At 38.9% G+C, this 17,616-nt stretch carries 14 protein-coding genes; 6 read left to right on the forward strand and 8 right to left on the reverse strand.

All coding sequences use genetic code 11. The features are described 5' to 3' along the window. Positions 1 to 29 precede the first annotated feature (29 nt). The 4 genes from IC621_RS14020 to IC621_RS14035 all read right to left on the reverse strand — a co-directional run bounded on the left by IC621_RS14020 (position 30) and on the right by IC621_RS14035 (position 4,340). Entirely contained in the window at positions 30 to 758 is a 729-nt protein-coding gene (locus tag IC621_RS14020; protein ID WP_191158945.1) for a LytR/AlgR family response regulator transcription factor, read from the reverse strand. Further along, the gene (locus IC621_RS14025; protein ID WP_191158946.1) at positions 755 to 2,500 is read right to left on the reverse strand and encodes a sensor histidine kinase; all 1,746 of its coding nucleotides are present in this window, start codon (positions 2,498 to 2,500) and stop codon (positions 755 to 757) included. The genes IC621_RS14020 and IC621_RS14025 overlap by 4 nt, the downstream gene beginning before the upstream one ends. Positions 2,501 to 2,715: 215 nt before the next feature. Then, on the reverse strand, positions 2,716 to 2,910 hold the full coding sequence (locus IC621_RS14030; RefSeq protein ID WP_191158947.1) for an IDEAL domain-containing protein: 195 nt from the start codon (positions 2,908 to 2,910) through the stop codon (positions 2,716 to 2,718). Between the two features lie 569 nt (positions 2,911 to 3,479). Then, complete coding sequence (locus IC621_RS14035; RefSeq protein ID WP_191158948.1) at positions 3,480 to 4,340, reverse strand: glycine betaine ABC transporter substrate-binding protein; 861 nt, start codon at positions 4,338 to 4,340, stop codon at positions 3,480 to 3,482. 676 nt (positions 4,341 to 5,016) lie between these two features. Here IC621_RS14035 and proV point away from each other — a divergent pair. From proV to IC621_RS14050, 3 genes are all read left to right on the forward strand, one after another. Further along, positions 5,017 to 6,213 carry a glycine betaine/L-proline ABC transporter ATP-binding protein ProV gene (gene proV / locus IC621_RS14040; protein WP_191158949.1) on the forward strand — a complete coding sequence of 399 codons (1,197 nt, stop codon included), beginning with the start codon at positions 5,017 to 5,019 and terminating at the stop codon, positions 6,211 to 6,213. Further along, positions 6,206 to 7,042, forward strand: a complete 837-nt coding sequence (gene choW, locus IC621_RS14045) for a choline ABC transporter permease subunit (RefSeq protein WP_191158950.1) — start codon at positions 6,206 to 6,208, stop codon at positions 7,040 to 7,042. Before proV ends, choW begins: the two co-directional genes overlap by 8 nt. Positions 7,043 to 7,146: 104 nt before the next feature. Further along, the gene (locus IC621_RS14050) at positions 7,147 to 8,058 is read left to right on the forward strand and encodes a ketopantoate reductase family protein (RefSeq protein ID WP_191158951.1); all 912 of its coding nucleotides are present in this window, start codon (positions 7,147 to 7,149) and stop codon (positions 8,056 to 8,058) included. Between the two features lie 143 nt (positions 8,059 to 8,201). On the opposite strand, the gene IC621_RS14055 is transcribed toward IC621_RS14050, so the two are convergent. Continuing rightward, positions 8,202 to 9,113, reverse strand: coding sequence for a CobW family GTP-binding protein (locus tag IC621_RS14055; protein ID WP_191158952.1), 912 nt, complete (start codon positions 9,111 to 9,113; stop codon positions 8,202 to 8,204). Between the two features lie 200 nt (positions 9,114 to 9,313). Here IC621_RS14055 and IC621_RS14060 point away from each other — a divergent pair, with 200 nt between their 5' ends. After that, the gene (locus tag IC621_RS14060) at positions 9,314 to 10,336 is read left to right on the forward strand and encodes a potassium channel family protein (protein WP_224752527.1); all 1,023 of its coding nucleotides are present in this window, start codon (positions 9,314 to 9,316) and stop codon (positions 10,334 to 10,336) included. 643 nt (positions 10,337 to 10,979) lie between these two features. Here IC621_RS14060 and IC621_RS14065 read toward each other — a convergent pair. Then, the gene (locus IC621_RS14065) at positions 10,980 to 12,200 is read right to left on the reverse strand and encodes an aminopeptidase (RefSeq protein WP_191158953.1); all 1,221 of its coding nucleotides are present in this window, start codon (positions 12,198 to 12,200) and stop codon (positions 10,980 to 10,982) included. A 289-nt stretch (positions 12,201 to 12,489) separates the two neighbouring features. On the opposite strand from IC621_RS14065, the gene IC621_RS14070 reads away from it, so the two are divergent. Then, a complete protein-coding gene (locus IC621_RS14070) occupies positions 12,490 to 13,656 on the forward strand; it encodes an acyl-CoA dehydrogenase family protein (protein WP_191158954.1) in 1,167 nt (388 codons plus the stop codon). A 315-nt stretch (positions 13,657 to 13,971) separates the two neighbouring features. Then, entirely contained in the window at positions 13,972 to 15,696 is a 1,725-nt protein-coding gene (gene abc-f, locus IC621_RS14075; RefSeq protein ID WP_191158955.1) for a ribosomal protection-like ABC-F family protein, read from the forward strand. Positions 15,697 to 15,945: 249 nt separating this feature from the next. On the opposite strand, the gene IC621_RS27030 is transcribed toward abc-f, so the two are convergent. Together IC621_RS27030 and mreBH are read right to left on the reverse strand one after the other, a co-directional pair. Continuing rightward, positions 15,946 to 16,077, reverse strand: coding sequence for a protein YkpC (locus tag IC621_RS27030; RefSeq protein WP_318153045.1), 132 nt, complete (start codon positions 16,075 to 16,077; stop codon positions 15,946 to 15,948). A gap of 134 nt (positions 16,078 to 16,211) precedes the next feature. Beyond that, positions 16,212 to 17,222, reverse strand: coding sequence for a rod-share determining protein MreBH (gene mreBH, locus IC621_RS14080; RefSeq protein WP_191158974.1), 1,011 nt, complete (start codon positions 17,220 to 17,222; stop codon positions 16,212 to 16,214). Positions 17,223 to 17,616: the final 394 nt, after the last annotated feature.

Raw genomic sequence — 17,616 nt, forward strand, 5'->3', positions numbered from 1 at the left:
CATTGGTGCCTGATATCTCCCTAAGATGTTTATAACTCAAGCTTCATTCGCAATGCTTTCACATAATTTCGACTGACGGAAAGCTGTTCTTTTTTGCCAATAAGTTCTAAATGATAGGCACCATTAAACCAAGGGATCAAACGGGAGACATAGCTTAAGTTTACGAGATAGCTTTTATGGATGCGAAAGAACTCATAGCCCTTTAAACGCGTCTCTAACTCTTTTATAGGCATTTTTGTTTCATATTGATTGTCTGTAGTAACAATTTTGGTCACTCTATCATCCCGATAGATATATAAAATTTCTTTAGGAGAGATATAGAGAATTTCATCCTCACCTTCTATTGCCAATCTTGCGGGTGATGCAGGAGCCCCCTCACTTGGCTTTATTAAACGCGTGCTTATGCGATTTACGGTTTCTTTTATCTGTTCTTCTTCAAAAGGCTTGAGGATATAATCGATTGCTTCGTGCCGAAAAGCTTCAACTGCAAAGTCAGGATAGGCAGTAGCAAATACGAGAAGCGGCGTTTTCTTTAATTCATGTAATCCCTTAGCCGTTTCCATCCCATTCATATTTCCCATTTCAATATCTAAAAACACGACATCGGGATGAAGCTGAAGACATTTCATTATCGCTTCTTCACCAGATTCTGCTTCACCGATGACATCAATGATTTCAAAGTTTGAAAGCAAATGTTTCAATTCGTCCCGGCTGTATCGTTCATCATCCACAATCAAGACCTTAATGGAGTTTTTCATATTCCTTGTTCCCCCGTTTTCTTTGGCAGATGGAAGCTAACAGTAGTTCCTTTATTCTCTGAGCTTATAAATTGCAGGGCAGATTCTTTCCCAAACATCATAACTAATCGTCTGTTTACATTATATAAACCGATACCTGTTCCGTTTTTTGAAGGCATTATTTCGTTTCCGAGCTGTTCTAATTTATTTTTTTCGATTCCTTTTCCATTATCCTGTACCTTAATCGTGATTCCGCCTGCGCAAATATGAACAGAAATGATGATAAGCCAGTTAGTGTCCATGTGCTTGATCCCATGCTTGATTGCGTTTTCAACGATCGGCTGCAACGTCAAAGGCGGAAGGTGATAGGAGAGAGCTGCCTGATCAATCTCATATTGGACCTTCAGCTTTCCTACAAATCTTGCTTGTTCAATTGATAAATACGCCTGCACATGATCCATCTCTTCCTTTAAGGACGCCCAATTTTTTGTCGTACCAGTCAGGTTTTGACGAATAAATTTTGATAACTGAATCAGTAATTTTCTAGCATGAACAGGGTTAGTGCGTATCAACGATACAATGATATTTAATGAATTAAAAAGGAAGTGCGGGCTGATTTGGGCTTGCAGCGCTTTTATTTCGGCTTCCTTTGCAAGCTGGTGAGCATGATCTGCCTCTGAGATTTCTAATTGATGGCTAAGCAAAGAACTAAGACCCGTGATGAGTTCAATATCTATGTGTGAAATGTCTTTCTGTTGCCGAAAATAAAATTTTAACGTTCCAACTGTTTTATTCCTCTTTTTTAGAGGTGAGATGACAGCTGCTCCTAATGGACAATTTGTTTTTAAGCATTCAATTTCTTTCTTTTCGACAATCAGCATTTTGCCAGCATGCAAGACCTTTTTGGTAGCATTTGTTTGGATTGGAAGATTGGCTTGATGATGATCATTCCCTTGGCCAACATGTGCCAAAATCCTTTTCTCATCAGTGATCGATATCGCGCTTGCTTGAACCTCCCGAATAAGAATTTCACAAACCGTTTTTGCTGAATCGGCATTTAGTCCTTTCCGCATGTAAGCAAGTGTTTTTTCAGCTAACCGTAAAGCTTTCTGAGCTTGAAGGGCACCGATCTTTTCTTCTTCATTTATCACGTTGCGAATAATGAGAAGAAAGAGAGCAGAGCCAAGGCCATTGGCAATAATCATTGGCATCCCGATGCCTTCCACCAACGTAAGGGCCATATTAAATGGCTTGGCAACGAGAAGAATGATGAGCATTTGAATAGCTTCTGCCAAGCTTCCAACGATTAGAGCGGTAGATAATTTAAAACCTGGCTGCTTTTTATGGAACAGACTAGAGATAATTCCCGCGACTACTGCTGATACAGCACAGGCTAATGCGGTAAAACCCCCCATAAAATATCGATGGGCTCCTGCAATGATTCCGGCTCCAATTCCAACCTTATAGCCTCCTAATAAGCCTGCAATAATGATTCCAATGACTCTAGAGTTAGCTATCGCTTCATCTTGGGCAACTTCATAGGACCAGCGATTAAATTCTAAAGATTCGGTATTGAAGGTTAAACCAGTATAGGTTCCAATGACACCGAAAAAACCAAAAAAAACAATGGCAAACAGTTGCTGCCGATTAGAAATATCGTCTCTTCTCATCAATTGCTTGATAAAAGAAAATCGGGTCATAACGAAAGCAACTGTCACGATAATACCCAGCCGTTCAATCATGGTTATTAATAATTCAATCATAGTTTAGTCACCAACAGAACTCGTTTTTCTTATTGTAAACGAAAACACATAGGAAGAAAAACAAGTCTTAGTATATCTTGTTGAAATGGACTTATAAAAAGAAGACATAAAAAAAGAAGCCCAAATCGAAATACATTAGTTTGGGATTCTTTTTTTCTTTATTATATTTGTTTATTTCTTTTCATCTCAAAGCTATTCCGATTTGTATCCTACAATTAAGAAAGATCTTTTAATTTTTCTGATAACCGCAGGAATTCTCTTTTGTTTCTGTCTTGTAAGGACTGGTCAATTTTTTGTTGGATTTTCTTTTTTCGGAAATCAAGCAGAGCCTTGTCTAACACCATTTCAGCAAATAGAGAATCAATGACATTTACTTCAGATTGTGGTGAATTAAGCAATTTCTGTTCCATAAAAATCAGCTCCTTGACCTTTTTTCTATTATACTATCAATTTTCATACTATTCAAACCATTTAATTAAAAATGCGTAGTCCAACTCCATGAGCCTTAGGGAGATAAGCTTTTAGCCTTAAAACTTTGTGTTCATATTTGAAAAGTAAGGTGAAAGAATAGGCGGATATCTAAAAAAGTTGTCATGCTGTAGAGGACATCAAGTTCCAGATTATATGGGTGACAAAGTAAAGGTATTAAGTGCTGAATGGACCCATCGCCATAAGAGTAGGGGAGTAAATCTGAAAAGGGTGTGATGCAAGGGGAATCACGATCTTGCAAAGGAGTGTCCGAAAAGATCAAATTCACTTACTGCTGTCTAGGTGACCAAGTCAGATTCTGGAAAATTTATGCACTACTCAAAAGGACGAACATCAGGTTATTACAGGATGAATTCAGTGAGATCAAAAAAATACTGGGGGCAGAGAGGATATTTTTGAATTCATTGGTACAGTGACGAAAATCATTAGTAGCTGTATAGCCAATCATATCAAAAATAAAGAGCCAGATGCCTGGCTCTTTCAATGTAAACTATTCAACCCAGCTGTCAACAAGGTCGCGGTTTTCTTCAACCCACTTTTTTGCCCCTTCCTCAGGAGAAGAAGCTTTCTCAACTTCTTTAATAAGGGTTCCTAATTGTTCTTTATCCATTTGCCATGTATTCATCCAATTCATTACTTGTTTATGGTCCTGTTTGAATTCAGGCCTCATTAAATATTGTATGTTGTCAGGTTTTCCATAGACATTTTTTGGTTCTTCCAAATATTTTAAATCTAACTCCGTAAAGATCCAATGAGGGTCCCATAATGTAGTGACAATCGGTTTTTTATCTTTATACGCTTTCTGAAGCTCGGTTAACATGGCTGTTTCAGATGATTCAACAAGGTCCAAGTCAAGCTGATAGTCTTTTACTAGTTCGCTAGTCAGTTTCATGAGGGCAGAACCTGGATCAATTCCAATAATCTCGCCATTTATCTCCTCTTTAATGCCATTTAAATCTTCTACAGAATTAACATTCTCCATATAAGTTGGAACAGCTAAGCCAAGCTTGGTATTTTCATACCATACCTCTCCGATTTCAACCTGATTCTTATATTTTTCATATAAATCCTTATCTGTTCCAGGAAGCCAGGCTTGAGTCGTAATATCAATGTCACTGCGGGCAATTCCTGTCCACATCGCAGCTTTGTCGAGCTCCTGCAAATTTACTTCATAGCCTTTTTCTTCTAAGATCACTTTCCACAGATTGGCGGTTGCTATATTGTCGATCCAGTTGACCATTCCTATTTTAATGGTTTTCTTTTCTTCTTCTGAAGCATTATTTCCGCAACCGGAAAGGATCAGTGAGAAAATAAGGAGGAAGACTAAATAAGTAGATATTTTTTTTTGCAACATAATTGCTCCTTTCTTAAAGACTAACAAAAATTAAGTCTACTAAAGTATTTAAATGAAATGGGCTCATTGGCAGATCTCAATTGATCATGCCAAACAATTTTCACCTCCTGGTGGACTCGCATTCGTATTTCCAATATGTAGGATACGTCAAATTATACCCGAGTTTGTTCGTTTAAAAACATATAAATAAAAAAAACAAAAATTCCCCCTTATTTATTTTTTTGAAGAGCGTAAAAGTTACAAATTAAATGTATTTTTGTAAAATTTATTGTGAAGTCGTTAACTTATTTATTCCATTGTAAACAAACAATTTTTTGATAGAAAAGGATGTTCGAAGGATAACAATTTATTTTCTTAAAAAATATGTTTAACTAATAGATAGTTGGGTATATGAATATGGTCCCGCTTTAATGTTCTTGCTCATGATAAGAAGACAGTAGCTGCGATTATATAGCACTTCGCTTCAAAACAACCTTTACTATCATCTCCTATGATTAATAAGCACTAGCCATCCGGCATGAAGCTTGCTTCTATTTTTGATATGTGGAATCAAATTCATCAAAATCACAAACAACGAAGGAAACTACAATACAATAGATTTAACTTTTAATAGGTGAGAGTCACAGATAGAAAGAGGTTTAGCAGCAGGAAGAAAATTGGAAGAGGTGGAGCAATGGAAAATAGTAAAATAAAGGTAGACCACGTTAGTAAAATTTTTGGCAAGAACCCGCAAAAAGGAATTCAACTTCTGAAAAACGGAAAAACAAAGGCAGAGATTCTAGAAGAAACAGGTATGACGGTTGGTGTTAACAAAGCTAGCTTTGAAGTGAAAGCTGGAGAAATTTTTGTCATCATGGGCTTATCAGGAAGCGGAAAATCAACATTGGTCCGATTGTTAAACCGATTAATTGAGCCGACGGACGGGCACGTATACATAGATGGACAAGATATTGTGAAAATGAAGGACGAAGCATTGCGTGAAGTTCGCAGAAAGAAAATGAGTATGGTTTTTCAAAGGTTCGCTCTCTTTCCGCATCGAACTGTTCTTGAAAATGCTGCGTATGGATTAGAAGTACAGGGCATTGGAAAAAAAGAAAGAAAAGATAAAGCTTTGGCTTCACTGGAGCTTGTGGGTTTGAAGGGCTATGAAAACAGTTACCCAGTTGAGCTGAGCGGAGGAATGCAGCAGCGGGTTGGTTTGGCTCGTGCTCTTACGAATAGCCCTGATGTGCTGTTAATGGATGAGGCATTCAGCGCACTTGATCCCTTAATCCGCAAAGATATGCAGGATGAACTTCTGGAACTGCAAGAAAAAATGGAGAAAACGATCATCTTTATTACGCATGATTTAGATGAGGCCCTTAGAATTGGTGATCGGATTGCTTTGATGAAGGATGGAGCGATTGTTCAAATAGGGACTCCTGGAGAGATCATGACAAATCCAGCAAACGATTATGTTAAGCGATTTGTTGAGGATGTTAATTTGGCAAAAGTTCTTACTGCTGAAAGTGTGATGAAGCGGCCGGAGACAATCCAGGTGGAGCATGGTCCGCGTGTGGCCCTGCAAATTATGAAGGATACAGGTGTTTCCAGTGTGTACGCGGTTGATAAACAGAAAACCTATCTAGGTATTATTTCAGCTGACGGTGCTTCACAAGCTTTAAAAGAAGAACGCCCAATCATTGATTACTTAAAGACAGATATCCCTTCTGTTCAAACAGATACCGTTTTAGAGGAAATGTACAAAAAAATGACTATGTCACCATATCCATTACCTGTACTTGATAAAGAGAAACGATTAAAAGGAATCATAAAACGCGCAAGTGTCATACAAGGTCTTGCAGGTAGAGAGGTGAAAGAGAATGAATAATATTCCTCGTATCCCTGTTGGCGATTGGGTAGATCAGTTTGTCAATTTGCTTTATCGTAATTTTTCAGATTTTTTTAATGCATTTGCAGAGGTTATTGAAGGCTTTGTTGAGTTTTTAGTCATGGTTATAAGTCTACTGCCCCCAGTCGTCCTTATTTTAATTTTTGCTGGAGTTGCATGGTTTGTCACAAGAAAATGGAGCCTGCCGTTTTTTACGGTCATCGGCTTGCTGTTCATTTGGAATATCGGCTTCTGGGAGGGGACAATTGATACTTTATCTCTTGTGTTAACGTCTGTCATTATTTCTATTATTATTGGAGTACCTCTTGGAATTTGGGCTTCACAAAGCGACAGAATGTCCAGCATTATTACCCCTATATTAGACTTTATGCAAACGATGCCTGCTTTCGTTTATCTGATTCCGGCGATAACGTTCTTTGGAATTGGAGTTGTACCTGGGATTATTGCTTCTGTTATTTTTGCCATGCCGCCAACGATCCGGTTAACAAATCTAGGCATCAGACAAGTCCCTGAAGATCTTGTCGAAGCTGCAAATGCATTTGGGTCAACTACAAGTCAAAAGCTTTTTAAAGTCCAGCTTCCTCTAGCGACTGGAACAATCATGGCCGGTATTAACCAAAGCATTATGCTTGCTCTTTCGATGGTCGTTATTGCGTCTCTTGTCGGTGCACCAGGCCTTGGTGTCGAGGTTTACCGTGCGGTGACACGGATTGAGGTCGGTGCCGGATTTGAAGCAGGCTTAGCCATTGTTATTATTGCGATTGTGTTAGACCGAATTACACAAAATTTAAAGCCGAATCGAAAATAATTGTAGCGAGGTGTCAATGATTTGTTGTTAAAACAGGTTATTGGCACCTTTTTCTTACATTCTATATACTTAGGTTAGACTAAGAGAATAAGGGGGACTTAGGAATGCGATTTTTAATCATAAGTGCCGGAGCGGTAGGGGGCTATTTTGGAGGAAGACTAGCAGAAAAAGGGGAAGATGTCACATTTTTAGTAAGGGAAAATCGTCAAAAGCAGTTAAACGAAAATGGGTTAGTGATTAAAAGTATTCATGGGGATACCATACTTGAAAACCCTAAAACTATAAGGGCTGGGGAAGAAACAGAACGCTTTGATGTTGTGCTTCTTGGGACGAAAGCGTATCATCTTTCAACTGTTATTCAAGACATTAAACTTTTCATACATAATGACACAATGATCATACCGATGCTGAATGGCATGAAACATATGGACATGCTCCTTGAAGAATTCTCTGATGATCAAGTAATGGGCGGGCTTTGCTTTATCGAATCAACCTTGGATGAAGATGGCGCCATTTTGCAAAGCAGTCCGATTCATGAATTTGTTTTTGGTGAAAGGACTGTTGAACAGTCTGAGAGAGTGGCACGATTAGAGCAGGCATTTAAAGGAGTTAATGCCAGTATGAAAAGCAGCCAGCATATTATGAAAGACATGTGGCATAAATATATGTTTATTTCTGCTTTATCAGGCGTAACGACATTGTTTAAATCTGCAATAGGGCCAATCCGTGAGGCAGAAGGCGGCAGTAAATTGATTAAACAGCTTTTCACTGAAATCGCAACCATCATGAGACATGAAAATGCCCCAATATCGGACGGAATAGAAGAAGTACAGATTGCAAAGATAAGTGATATGACGTATGAGATGAAATCCTCGATGCTAAGGGATATGGAAAAGGGAGCTTCGGTCGAAGCGGATCATCTGCAGGGCTATCTCCTAGAGTTAGCTGACAAGCACCAACTCGAAACAACAGTTTTACAGGCTGTTTATACAAACCTGAAAGTCTATGAGCTTTAAGGCTGCCATTATGGGTGCCAATTAAGGGTGCCAGGCACCAAATATATTAAGGGTGCCAGGCACCAAATATTCAATACGGTGCCAGGCACCAAATTTTCAATATGGTGCCTGGCACCCTTTTTGGCACCCTTTTTTTATCTTGATCACAGCTCATTCAATTGTTGTTCCAATTGAGTATGATTGAGATTGTCCCCAATAAATACAAGAGTATTTTTTATTTTTACTGGTTCTTTCATATAAAGGGGCATCCCGTATGAGTATTGAAATAAAAATGATTCATTTGAATGGGTGAATCGAATATATCCTTTTATTCGGTAAACTGTTTCTGGCATGTTTCTAAGAAATTCTTCAAATCGGTCAAGGTCTACCGGCTTAGTAAACGTATGAACATATGTTTTTAAATGAAGGTGGTCGGTTACATGGGTTTTTGTATGGTTTTCCTTTGGAGTAAAGGACACTTGCTGAAAGTCAGCTAGTTTAATATTAGCAAATTGAGTAAGCAGGAGTTTAGATTTAGCATTAAGATTCTGAATCTCCATGACGACTTTTCCTAACTCACTTTCAGATAATTGGTCTGTTTTGTTTAATAGAATCACATCTGCATGAGAAATTTGTTCAGCTATTAATTTTCGTAAGGGTATCGTTAAAGAATCGCGGTTTTGCCATCTTGCAGCATCAACGAGCGTAACAATAGAGCCGATAGACAGCTGATCTGCGAAGAGAGGAGACAGGCAAGCATCCAACACTTCGACAGGGTGAGCTGCACCGGTTGTTTCTATGTAAATAGCATCTAAGTCGTGCTGCTGCAAAAGGCCTTGAAGGTGAGCTTCTAGTTGTCCAGAAATCGTACAGCAAACACAACCATTTAATAATTCGGCTAATGGCGTATTCCCAGGGACAGCGTCTGAGTCAATCGAAATTTTCCCAAGCTCGTTCATAACAACAGCGATTCTACGGTTTAATGTTCTTTCTTGTTCTAAAATATTTTTTAATAACGTTGTTTTTCCAGCTCCTAAAAAACCCGACAGGATATAGACTTCTGCTTTTTTCAACATGACCCTCTCCTAAAATTAATCTTTACATATCGTAGCGAATCCGATTTGATTCGTCAAACCTTTTTGGAGGTACAAGGCCTATATTGTAGGAAAAACCAAACATGAAACGAATCATAAATTATTTTGGCAAAATTCTATGATTCCATCAATAAAATGGTAAAATAGACTCATTCACTTCTTTAAAGAAGGAGGATTTTTTTATGCACATTTTTATGCGGATTTGGAAAAGCTTTAGTTCTATGAGCTTTTTTTCTGTTTTTCTGTTATCACTTTTAGTCGTTCTGCTAGGTACCTTTTCTATTCATTTCGCAGAACCAGAAACATTTCCAACGTTATTTGACTCATTGTGGTGGACGATGACCACATTAACTACTGTTGGTTACGGAGATTATTCTCCTGGAAGTGTTCCCGGGAGAGTGATTGGAATGATTTTGTTTATCTTTGGAATTGGTATATTTGGTGCCTTAATTTCAAAAACAGTTGAGCATATATCAACCTATAACCGTTTGAAGGAAGAGGGGAAAATCGTGTACAAGAAAGACGGGCACTATGTTTATATTACTTGGTCGAAAAAAACAAAAGAAGCGATAGAAGAAGTTTTGGCTACTCAGCCTGATGCAAAAATTGTCATTATCGAAAACAGTGAAAAAACACCGTATAGACATGATAATGTCCATTTTGTTCAGGGTGACCCAGCGGAAGAAGAAACTCTAACCAAAGCAAATGTATTAGGAAGTAAAAGAGTCTGTATCTTTTCAGACAGCTTTATTGATGATGCAACATTAGCAGACGGTAAAACGCTCCTCATCGCTTCAGCTGTAGAGTGCTTATGCACTGAGGGAAATGATATACATACAATTGTCGAAATATCAAAGGAATCTCATATCTCTAAATTTAAACATGTCAAAGTGGATGATTTCATCGTATCGAATGGTTCTGTCTCAAGATTAATGGCAAAAGCCACCCTTAATCCTGGAACGACAGCTATCTTCCGCCAACTCTTAAGCAAAAGATTCGGCAGCAATATTCACGAAATGGTACCAAAACCAGGATGGAAAACCTATAAGGATGCTCATCAAGAACTTTTTGAAAATGGAGCTGTTTTAATCGCAGTGAATGACTCTATGAATATTTCAATGAATCAACAGATGAATCTCCAAAACAACGATATTCTCTATGTCATCTGCGATGATCAAGTTGCTGCATCCATCGGAGCTTATTAAAAAAGATTCGGACGAATGAAATAATAAAAAGCGGAAGCAGCTTGTATAATCCTAACAGATACAAGACGTGCCTCACAAATAAGTAATTATTCCTTTGATTGAGTATTGATTTGTGACCTCAGGCGGGATAGACGCTGGAATGACACCTCTCTTTAACACATTCCCAGTTTAATCAACTTAAACTCTGACACTAGAACGAAATGATCAGGGGCGCTAGACCTTCGGCGACAAGCATTCTGGCGAGCCGGCTGGATGGTTGTTCTTTAACCTTCTAGAGCGGATTGGCTTATGACTCGAGCCGATGGCGCCTGGCCGGCAAAGGCGTCACGTCCTTATGCCTGTCGGCACTAGGACGTCTGTCCGCCTGCACTGGACATCGATAGCCAACTTTGCCACATTAATACTTTAATTAACTTAAATTTTCTGATCTCATAAGAAAAGCGCAAGCGCCTTGTTCAGCCTAGGGCAAGCATAAGACGCAAATGAAATGAAGGTGTTCTTTACCTTCAATTCATTTGTGGCTTATGACCTCAGGCGGGCTAGGCGCTGGAGCTAGACACGAAAACTTGGTACAAAAACTTATACTTTCTTATCTTTCAAAAAAGACCGCTCACCTGCCAGAGCGATCTTCAGACTTAATCATTTAAAATGCCCAGTTCCCATTGCGGAATACCGGTTCACGGTTTCCGTCTTGTGTAATTCCGTCAATATCCATTTCCGCTGAACCAATCATGAAATCAACATGCGTGATACTTGAGTTACAGCCATTTGCTTCAAGTTCTTCTTTATCCATTTTCTTCCCTCCTTCAATACAAAATGCATAAGCATTACCGATCGCAAAGTGGTTTGACGCATTTTCGTCGAATAAGGTATTGTAAAATAAAATTCCTGACTCGGAAATTGGGGATTGATGCGGGACAAGAGCCAATTCTCCAAGGAAATGAGAACCTTCATCCGTTTCCACCAATTCTTTTAAGATCTCTTCTCCTTGCTCTGCTTTTACATCAACGATTTTTCCTTTTTCAAACGTTAAGGTGAATTTGTCAATCAAGTTACCGCCATAGCTCAAGGGTTTTGTGCTGGCGACTACTCCGTTGACTCCTTCTTTGGCAGGCACTGTGAAAACCTCTTCCGTCGGCATATTAGCCATAAAGAGATCGCCATTCTCGTTTTCACTCCCTGCACCAACCCAAATATGCTTTTCAGGCAGATCAACCGTTAGATCTGTACCTGGTGCTGTGTAGTGAAGGGCTTTGTATTTCTTATTATTTAAATATTCGACTTTTGTATGTAGCGTCTCATCATGCTTTTTCCATGCTGCAACAGGGTCTTCTTGATCTACACGGACAGCTTTAAAAATGGCATCCCACAGCATTTCAAGAGCTTCTTGTTCTGTTACATTAGGGAATACTTTTTGTGCCCATTCTTTTGATGGGGCCGCAACCACTGTCCAGCTGACTTTATCAGACTGTATGTAATTCCGAAATTTATGTAAGGCCTTGCCTGATGATTTACTATTAGCAGCAATTTTTTTTGAATCAATTCCTTTTAAAAGGTCAGGGCTTGAAGAAACTACTGACATAAAAGCCGCTCCGCTCTCTGCTAACGTTTCCATTTCTTTAGCACGCCATTCAGGAAATTCTTCAAAGGCTTCAAATGGTGCAAGTTCAAATTTTGTACGGGTGACGATATCGTCATTCCAATTTACGTGAACATGTTTTGCACCCGTTTCATACGCTTTTCTTACAACAACCCTTACAAATTCTGCTGCATCTGTGGAAGCGTTTACGACCAACGTTTGGCCCTTTTGAATATTAACCCCCACTTTGACAGCGAGTTCTGCATATTTTTCCAAATTGGACATGAAAAAACCTCCTTAATGGGATACCTATATTTTAGCAGAGCTATATGAATATAGTAAAGAAAATGTATTTTCGTCTTTATCAGATTGTGCGCAAACTGATCAGTGTTCACTCTTTGAATCAAATTCCTCTATTAAAAATAACATTTTAAAAATCAGCTCTATCCTTAACCCCCTAAAATTGTAATTTCTAATTAAAGCAGAACTTTTGCATTACTAAATCAGATTATTTCATTTCCGTTTCTAATAAGGCTACAATAATGAATAGACATATTTAAAGAAGGTGACAGACATGCATTACCTTGATGCTTCATTTATAAAAACAAAGATTCAGGCTGATCGATTGAAATTAGCAGACGAATTAAAGATTCTTTTTTCCAAAAGAGCTGCTAAACATGATGAAGAAGCTACCTTTCCGTTCGATAATTTTGATAACCTTAAAGAATATGGCTTTACTCATTTGACAGTTCCTAAAAAGTATGGCGGAAAAGAGCTCTCCTTATACGAATTTTTGCAAATTCAAGAGAGGATTGCCCAAGGGGATGCGGCTACAGCTTTGTCACTCGGCTGGCATTTAGGGATCATCATGAATTTAAGGGAAACAAATAAATGGCCCCAAGGTTTATTTGAAAAAGTATGCAAAGAGATTATCACAGAAAATAAACTGATTAATAGTGCGGCAACTGAACCAAGATCCGGAAGTCCTGCACGGGGCGGAAAACCTGAAACAACAGCCGAATTGATCAATAATCGCTGGGTTTTAAATGGGAAGAAAACCTATGCATCGCTTGCCCCGGCATTAGATTATTTTATCATTACGGCAACCATCATAGAATCTGGTAGTGTAGCTGAATTTTTAGTCTCCAAAGGTGCGGAAGGCCTCAAAATCGAGGAGACATGGGATACTCTGGGGATGAGGGCAACTAGAAGCGATGATTTGATTTTAACGAATGTAACGGTTGAAAAAGAAGCTTTGATCGGAACACGGGAAAAGGCGGGAAAGCCTAAGCCGCAGGGCTGGCTTCTTCATATCCCTGCCTGTTATGTTGGTGTTGCGATGGCAGCGAGAAATGAAGCCATCCAATTTTCAAAGGATTATCAACCGAATAGTGCGAATCATCCAATTTGTGAGTTTCCAGAGGTACAGCAAAAAATTGCCTTAATGGAAATCGAGCTTATGACTACAAGGCAGTTCATGTACAGTACAGCCGAACGCTGGGATCAGGCAAATAAAGAAGAACGTGAGCGAATGGGAACAGACCTTGCTGCCGTAAAATATGTAGCTACGAACTCAAGCGTAAAAGTGGTCGATCTTGCAATGAGAATTGTCGGCGCGCACAGCCTTTCTAAAAGCAGCCCTATGCAAAGATATTACCGGGACGTGAGAGCTGGTCTGCACAATCCGCCGGCAGATGAGATGACTTTAAAAGTCCTGGCCAAACGTGCTTTAGGAAGTTAACTGATCTATCATTGACAAACCGCTTTCATAGGCAATATACTAATGATAAACCGATAACAGAAAGGAATGAAAACTGGGCCAATGAAGTTTTAATCTTATTTTCTTAGGTAATTTTACAATGTGTGAACCTAGAGAATAGGATAAGTATGCCCACTTTTTATACCTGTTTTTGTTATCCGTATTATACGCAACATTACTTGATATGTTTTTTTGTGTATCTTCAAACGGACAAATCCTCGTATATTTTGGCAAGCTTTCACCTCTCTAGGTTCCTGGAGAGGTTTTTTGTTTATGAAGAAAAACGAGGTGGTCCATATGCCAATTTTAACAATAAGGAATTTAAGTAAAAGCTTTGGAGAACATGTGATTCTTGAAAATATTTCTTTCGATATAAAAGCAGGGGACAGGATTGGGCTTGTTGGGTACAACGGGTCAGGGAAGACTACGCTTGCAAATTTACTGTATGGTGATTTTCAGCCTGATAAAGGAACGATCAAAGCGTTAAAGAAGGGGCTTAGCATCGGTTACCTTCAGCAATCTGTCGATTATTCTGCTTTTGATCTTGAAAAAATGCTAACCGGTCAAGAAGAGGGAAATGTATTTGAGCTCACAAGTCAGCTTGGTTTACCTGAAGCACACAGCTGGGAGGAGGAGCGTTTCACCCATTTAAGCGGCGGAGAAAGATTAAAGGTAGCACTTGCGAATATTTGGGCAAAGAGCCCAGATATCCTTCTGTTAGATGAACCTACAAATCATTTAGATATGGACGGAACGAGCTGGCTGATTGAGAGGCTAAAAAGCTTTCAAGGGGCCGTCGTCATCATTTCTCATGATCGATATTTTCTTGACCAAACAGTGACATCAATACTTGAGCTTTCTGAAAAAAACATTACTGGATACGAAGGAAATTATTCCGAATATCGAATTGAAAAGAAAAAGCGTCTTGAAGTTCAAAAGCACCAATATGAAGTCCAGCAGAAATACAAAGAGAGAATCGAAAATCAAATGGAACAGTTAAAAGACTGGTCGTCAAAAGCACACAGAGAATCTACAAAGCAAGGGGATACAAAGCTAATTGGCGCTAAAGAATATCATCGGGTAAAAGCAAAAAAACGCGACATTCAAGTTCGTTCTAAAATGAATCGGCTTAAGCAGGAGCTTGAAAAGAATAAGATCGAAAAACCGAAGGAGGAGGCCAAAGTTTATTTCGAATTTGATCAAGGAGGGAAAAGAGGAAAACGAATTCTCCAAGCAACAGACATTGAGAAAAGCTATGACGAAAGAACCTTGTTTAACAAGAGCAGCTTTTATGTAAAGCATGGTGAAAGGATCGGTTTGATAGGTAAAAATGGAACGGGAAAAACAACCTTAATAAAAGCAATAATGGGTGAGGAAGAATTAACAAATGGCGAGCTTTGGACATCAGACAGTATTAAAATCGCTTATTTAAGTCAGGATGTCAGTGATCTTTCTGTAGAGAAAACAACGTTAGAAATTTTAAATATTTCCGATCGGGAGAAAATTTTTAAGGCGAGAACGATGTTTGCCAATATGGGTATGAAAGAAAGCTTGCTCGAGCAGCCTGTCTCTACATTAAGCTTAGGGCAAAGAACTAGAGTAAAACTTGTAAAAATGCTGCTTAGTGATTATGATATTCTTATCCTGGATGAGCCGACAAATCATCTTGATCTGCCAAGCCGGGAACAGCTTGAGGACACGTTAAGTGAATTTACGGGAACGTTACTGATCGTTTCTCATGATATCTATTTCATAGAAAAGCTTTGCGGGCAATTACTTGTCATTGAAAACAAAAAAATAAACCGTTTTGAAATGGGCCTTAAAGAATACCGGGAGAAACAACAGGCAAAGATGAAATCATCAGAGCAGCAAAGCAAAGAAGAACAACTTTTAGTGATTGAGACTATAATGACAGCTATCCTCGGCGAGCTTAGTCTTTTAACAATAAATGATGCAAGCTATCAAGCATTGGATCAAGAATATAAGGAACTGATTAAGCAGAAGAGGGAGCTGCTTCATTAAATGAAAAAACAGCCTTTGGCTCTGTTATGAAGCCAAGGCTGTTTTTCGTGTCAGCATCAGTAAGATAAAGGGGTAAAAATTCCAAAAAAGTTAATGTAAGCTACGTGGACAAGATGTTCTAATGTATGCAGTCTAAAGAGCAGTAGGTCTATGCCGGACCAGTGTCTTAGCCCGAGCCATAAAGTAAACATACATATGCTCTAGATTATAGCAATAGTCCTGAGCTTTCCATTCTAAGTATGATGTTAATTACTTACCATAACTCACGGGTTCTCCTTCATCTTGAGGCAGAGCCGAAAGCGAAAGGCTCATTCCGCCTAAAATGATACTTGTTAAAACCAAACTAATAAAAAACCTTCTCCCAAGATCTCTCACAAACATTTTCCCCCTTGAATTAAAACTCCACCATCTAATCTATGAGAGGATAGAGGGAAAATATTGTTACATTTTTGTAAAAAAATCGGAAAAAAATAGGGCGCCAGGTATTAAAGGTACCTGGTGCCCTATTTGTTAGATTATTTTGCCGCCTTTTGCAGTTTGTGAATGACGTCTAAAGAACGGCCTGTCCCAATTGCAACAGACTCTAGAGGCGATGGAGCCAAATGTACCGGTACGACAATTTCTTCACTTAACCATGCTTGCATGCCATTTAAAAGGGCGCCTCCGCCGGTTAGAATGACTCCACGGTCAACAATGTCGCCGCTCAACTCTGGAGGGCAATCTTCAAGTGTTGCACGAATTGCCTCTAAAATATGGAGAAGAGATTCTTTCATAGCCTTTTGAATTTCAGTTGAGTGAAGAGTGACTGTTTTTGGCAAACCTGTTACCAGATCGCGGCCGCGTACGTCCATTGTCAGCTCTTCATGACTCTCCACTAATGCATAACCAATTTCCATTTTAATGTTTTCAGCTGTCCGCTCCCCAACGAGCAAGTTGTACTTTTTACGAACATATGTCACAATGTCTTCGTCCAGCTGGTCCCCGCCTATTCGAATGGAATGGCAAGAAACAACTCCGCCAAAGGAGATGATGGCCACTTCAGTCGTTCCGCCGCCAATATCGACAATCACGTTAGCAACAGGTTCATCAACAGGTAAATCTGCACCGATGGCCGCAGCTACTGGCTCCTCTATTAAATGAACATGTTTTGCGCCGCAGTTTTTCACTGCGTCATGAATGGCGCGCCGTTCAACTGAAGTTGAACCAGAAGGAGTACAAACAACAACATTAGGCTTTCTCATTGATAAGCCGAGCTGTTTACCTGCCTTTTTCATAACTTGCTTAAGCAGTTCAGTTGTCACATCGTAATCAGCAATTACCCCATCTTTAAGAGGCCTGACGGCAATAATTTTTCCAGGAGTTTTCCCAATCATGCTTTTTGCTTCATTCCCAACAGCCAATACATTTTTTGTTTCAGTATCAATTGCTACAACAGAAGGCTCGTTTAAAACGATCCCTTTATTTTTACTGTACACTAAAATATTTGCTGTACCTAAGTCAATTCCGATTTCTGAATTTGAAAACATATATTTCACCCAATCTTTATAGAGTTCGAGTATCATAAAAACCTTCTACTAATTATGTCAGTTTGTGGGGGTAGTTGTCGATAAGAAATAAAAGTTAATTGGGTTGAAATACATTTGTCATCAATTTGAAAAAATATTGGATGATTTGTACAGTAGAGTTGTATATTTTTTTTATTAGGGGTATTTTCCATTTTTATTCCTTTACTAGAGTCCCTCAATATTGTTGAATAAAAAGATTTAACCCCCCTTTTTATAGTTCAGGCTTCAGTGAGAGCAAAGAAGATAGGCAGGGTTCATTGCCTTTGGGTGTCCGGGAAAAAAGAATACAGACTAAAAGCCCCATATCTGTGTAACAAAAATTCAATGCTCCCTTGAAAACCAATAACTAATAGAA

Source organism: Metabacillus arenae (genome assembly GCF_014773385.1).
Taxonomy (GTDB): Bacteria; Bacillota; Bacilli; order Bacillales; family Bacillaceae; genus Metabacillus_D; species Metabacillus_D arenae.

Excerpts from the sequence above, each read along its gene's own strand:
- IC621_RS14050 (WP_191158951.1), top strand. The coding sequence starts at position 7,147 with ATGCGATTTTTAATCATAAGTGCCGGAGCGGTAGGGGGCTATTTTGGA.
- abc-f (WP_191158955.1), top strand. The coding sequence starts at position 13,972 with ATGCCAATTTTAACAATAAGGAATTTAAGTAAAAGCTTTGGAGAACAT.
- IC621_RS14055 (WP_191158952.1), bottom strand. The coding sequence starts at position 9,113 with ATGTTGAAAAAAGCAGAAGTCTATATCCTGTCGGGTTTTTTAGGAGCT.
- proV (WP_191158949.1), top strand. The coding sequence starts at position 5,017 with ATGGAAAATAGTAAAATAAAGGTAGACCACGTTAGTAAAATTTTTGGC.
- IC621_RS27030 (WP_318153045.1), bottom strand. The coding sequence starts at position 16,077 with ATGTTTGTGAGAGATCTTGGGAGAAGGTTTTTTATTAGTTTGGTTTTA.
- IC621_RS14030 (WP_191158947.1), bottom strand. The coding sequence starts at position 2,910 with ATGGAACAGAAATTGCTTAATTCACCACAATCTGAAGTAAATGTCATT.
- IC621_RS14020 (WP_191158945.1), bottom strand. The coding sequence starts at position 758 with ATGAAAAACTCCATTAAGGTCTTGATTGTGGATGATGAACGATACAGC.
- mreBH (WP_191158974.1), bottom strand. The coding sequence starts at position 17,222 with ATGTTTTCAAATTCAGAAATCGGAATTGACTTAGGTACAGCAAATATT.
- IC621_RS14070 (WP_191158954.1), top strand. The coding sequence starts at position 12,490 with ATGCATTACCTTGATGCTTCATTTATAAAAACAAAGATTCAGGCTGAT.
- choW (WP_191158950.1), top strand. The coding sequence starts at position 6,206 with ATGAATAATATTCCTCGTATCCCTGTTGGCGATTGGGTAGATCAGTTT.
- IC621_RS14065 (WP_191158953.1), bottom strand. The coding sequence starts at position 12,200 with ATGTCCAATTTGGAAAAATATGCAGAACTCGCTGTCAAAGTGGGGGTT.
- IC621_RS14025 (WP_191158946.1), bottom strand. The coding sequence starts at position 2,500 with ATGATTGAATTATTAATAACCATGATTGAACGGCTGGGTATTATCGTG.
- IC621_RS14060 (WP_224752527.1), top strand. The coding sequence starts at position 9,314 with ATGCACATTTTTATGCGGATTTGGAAAAGCTTTAGTTCTATGAGCTTT.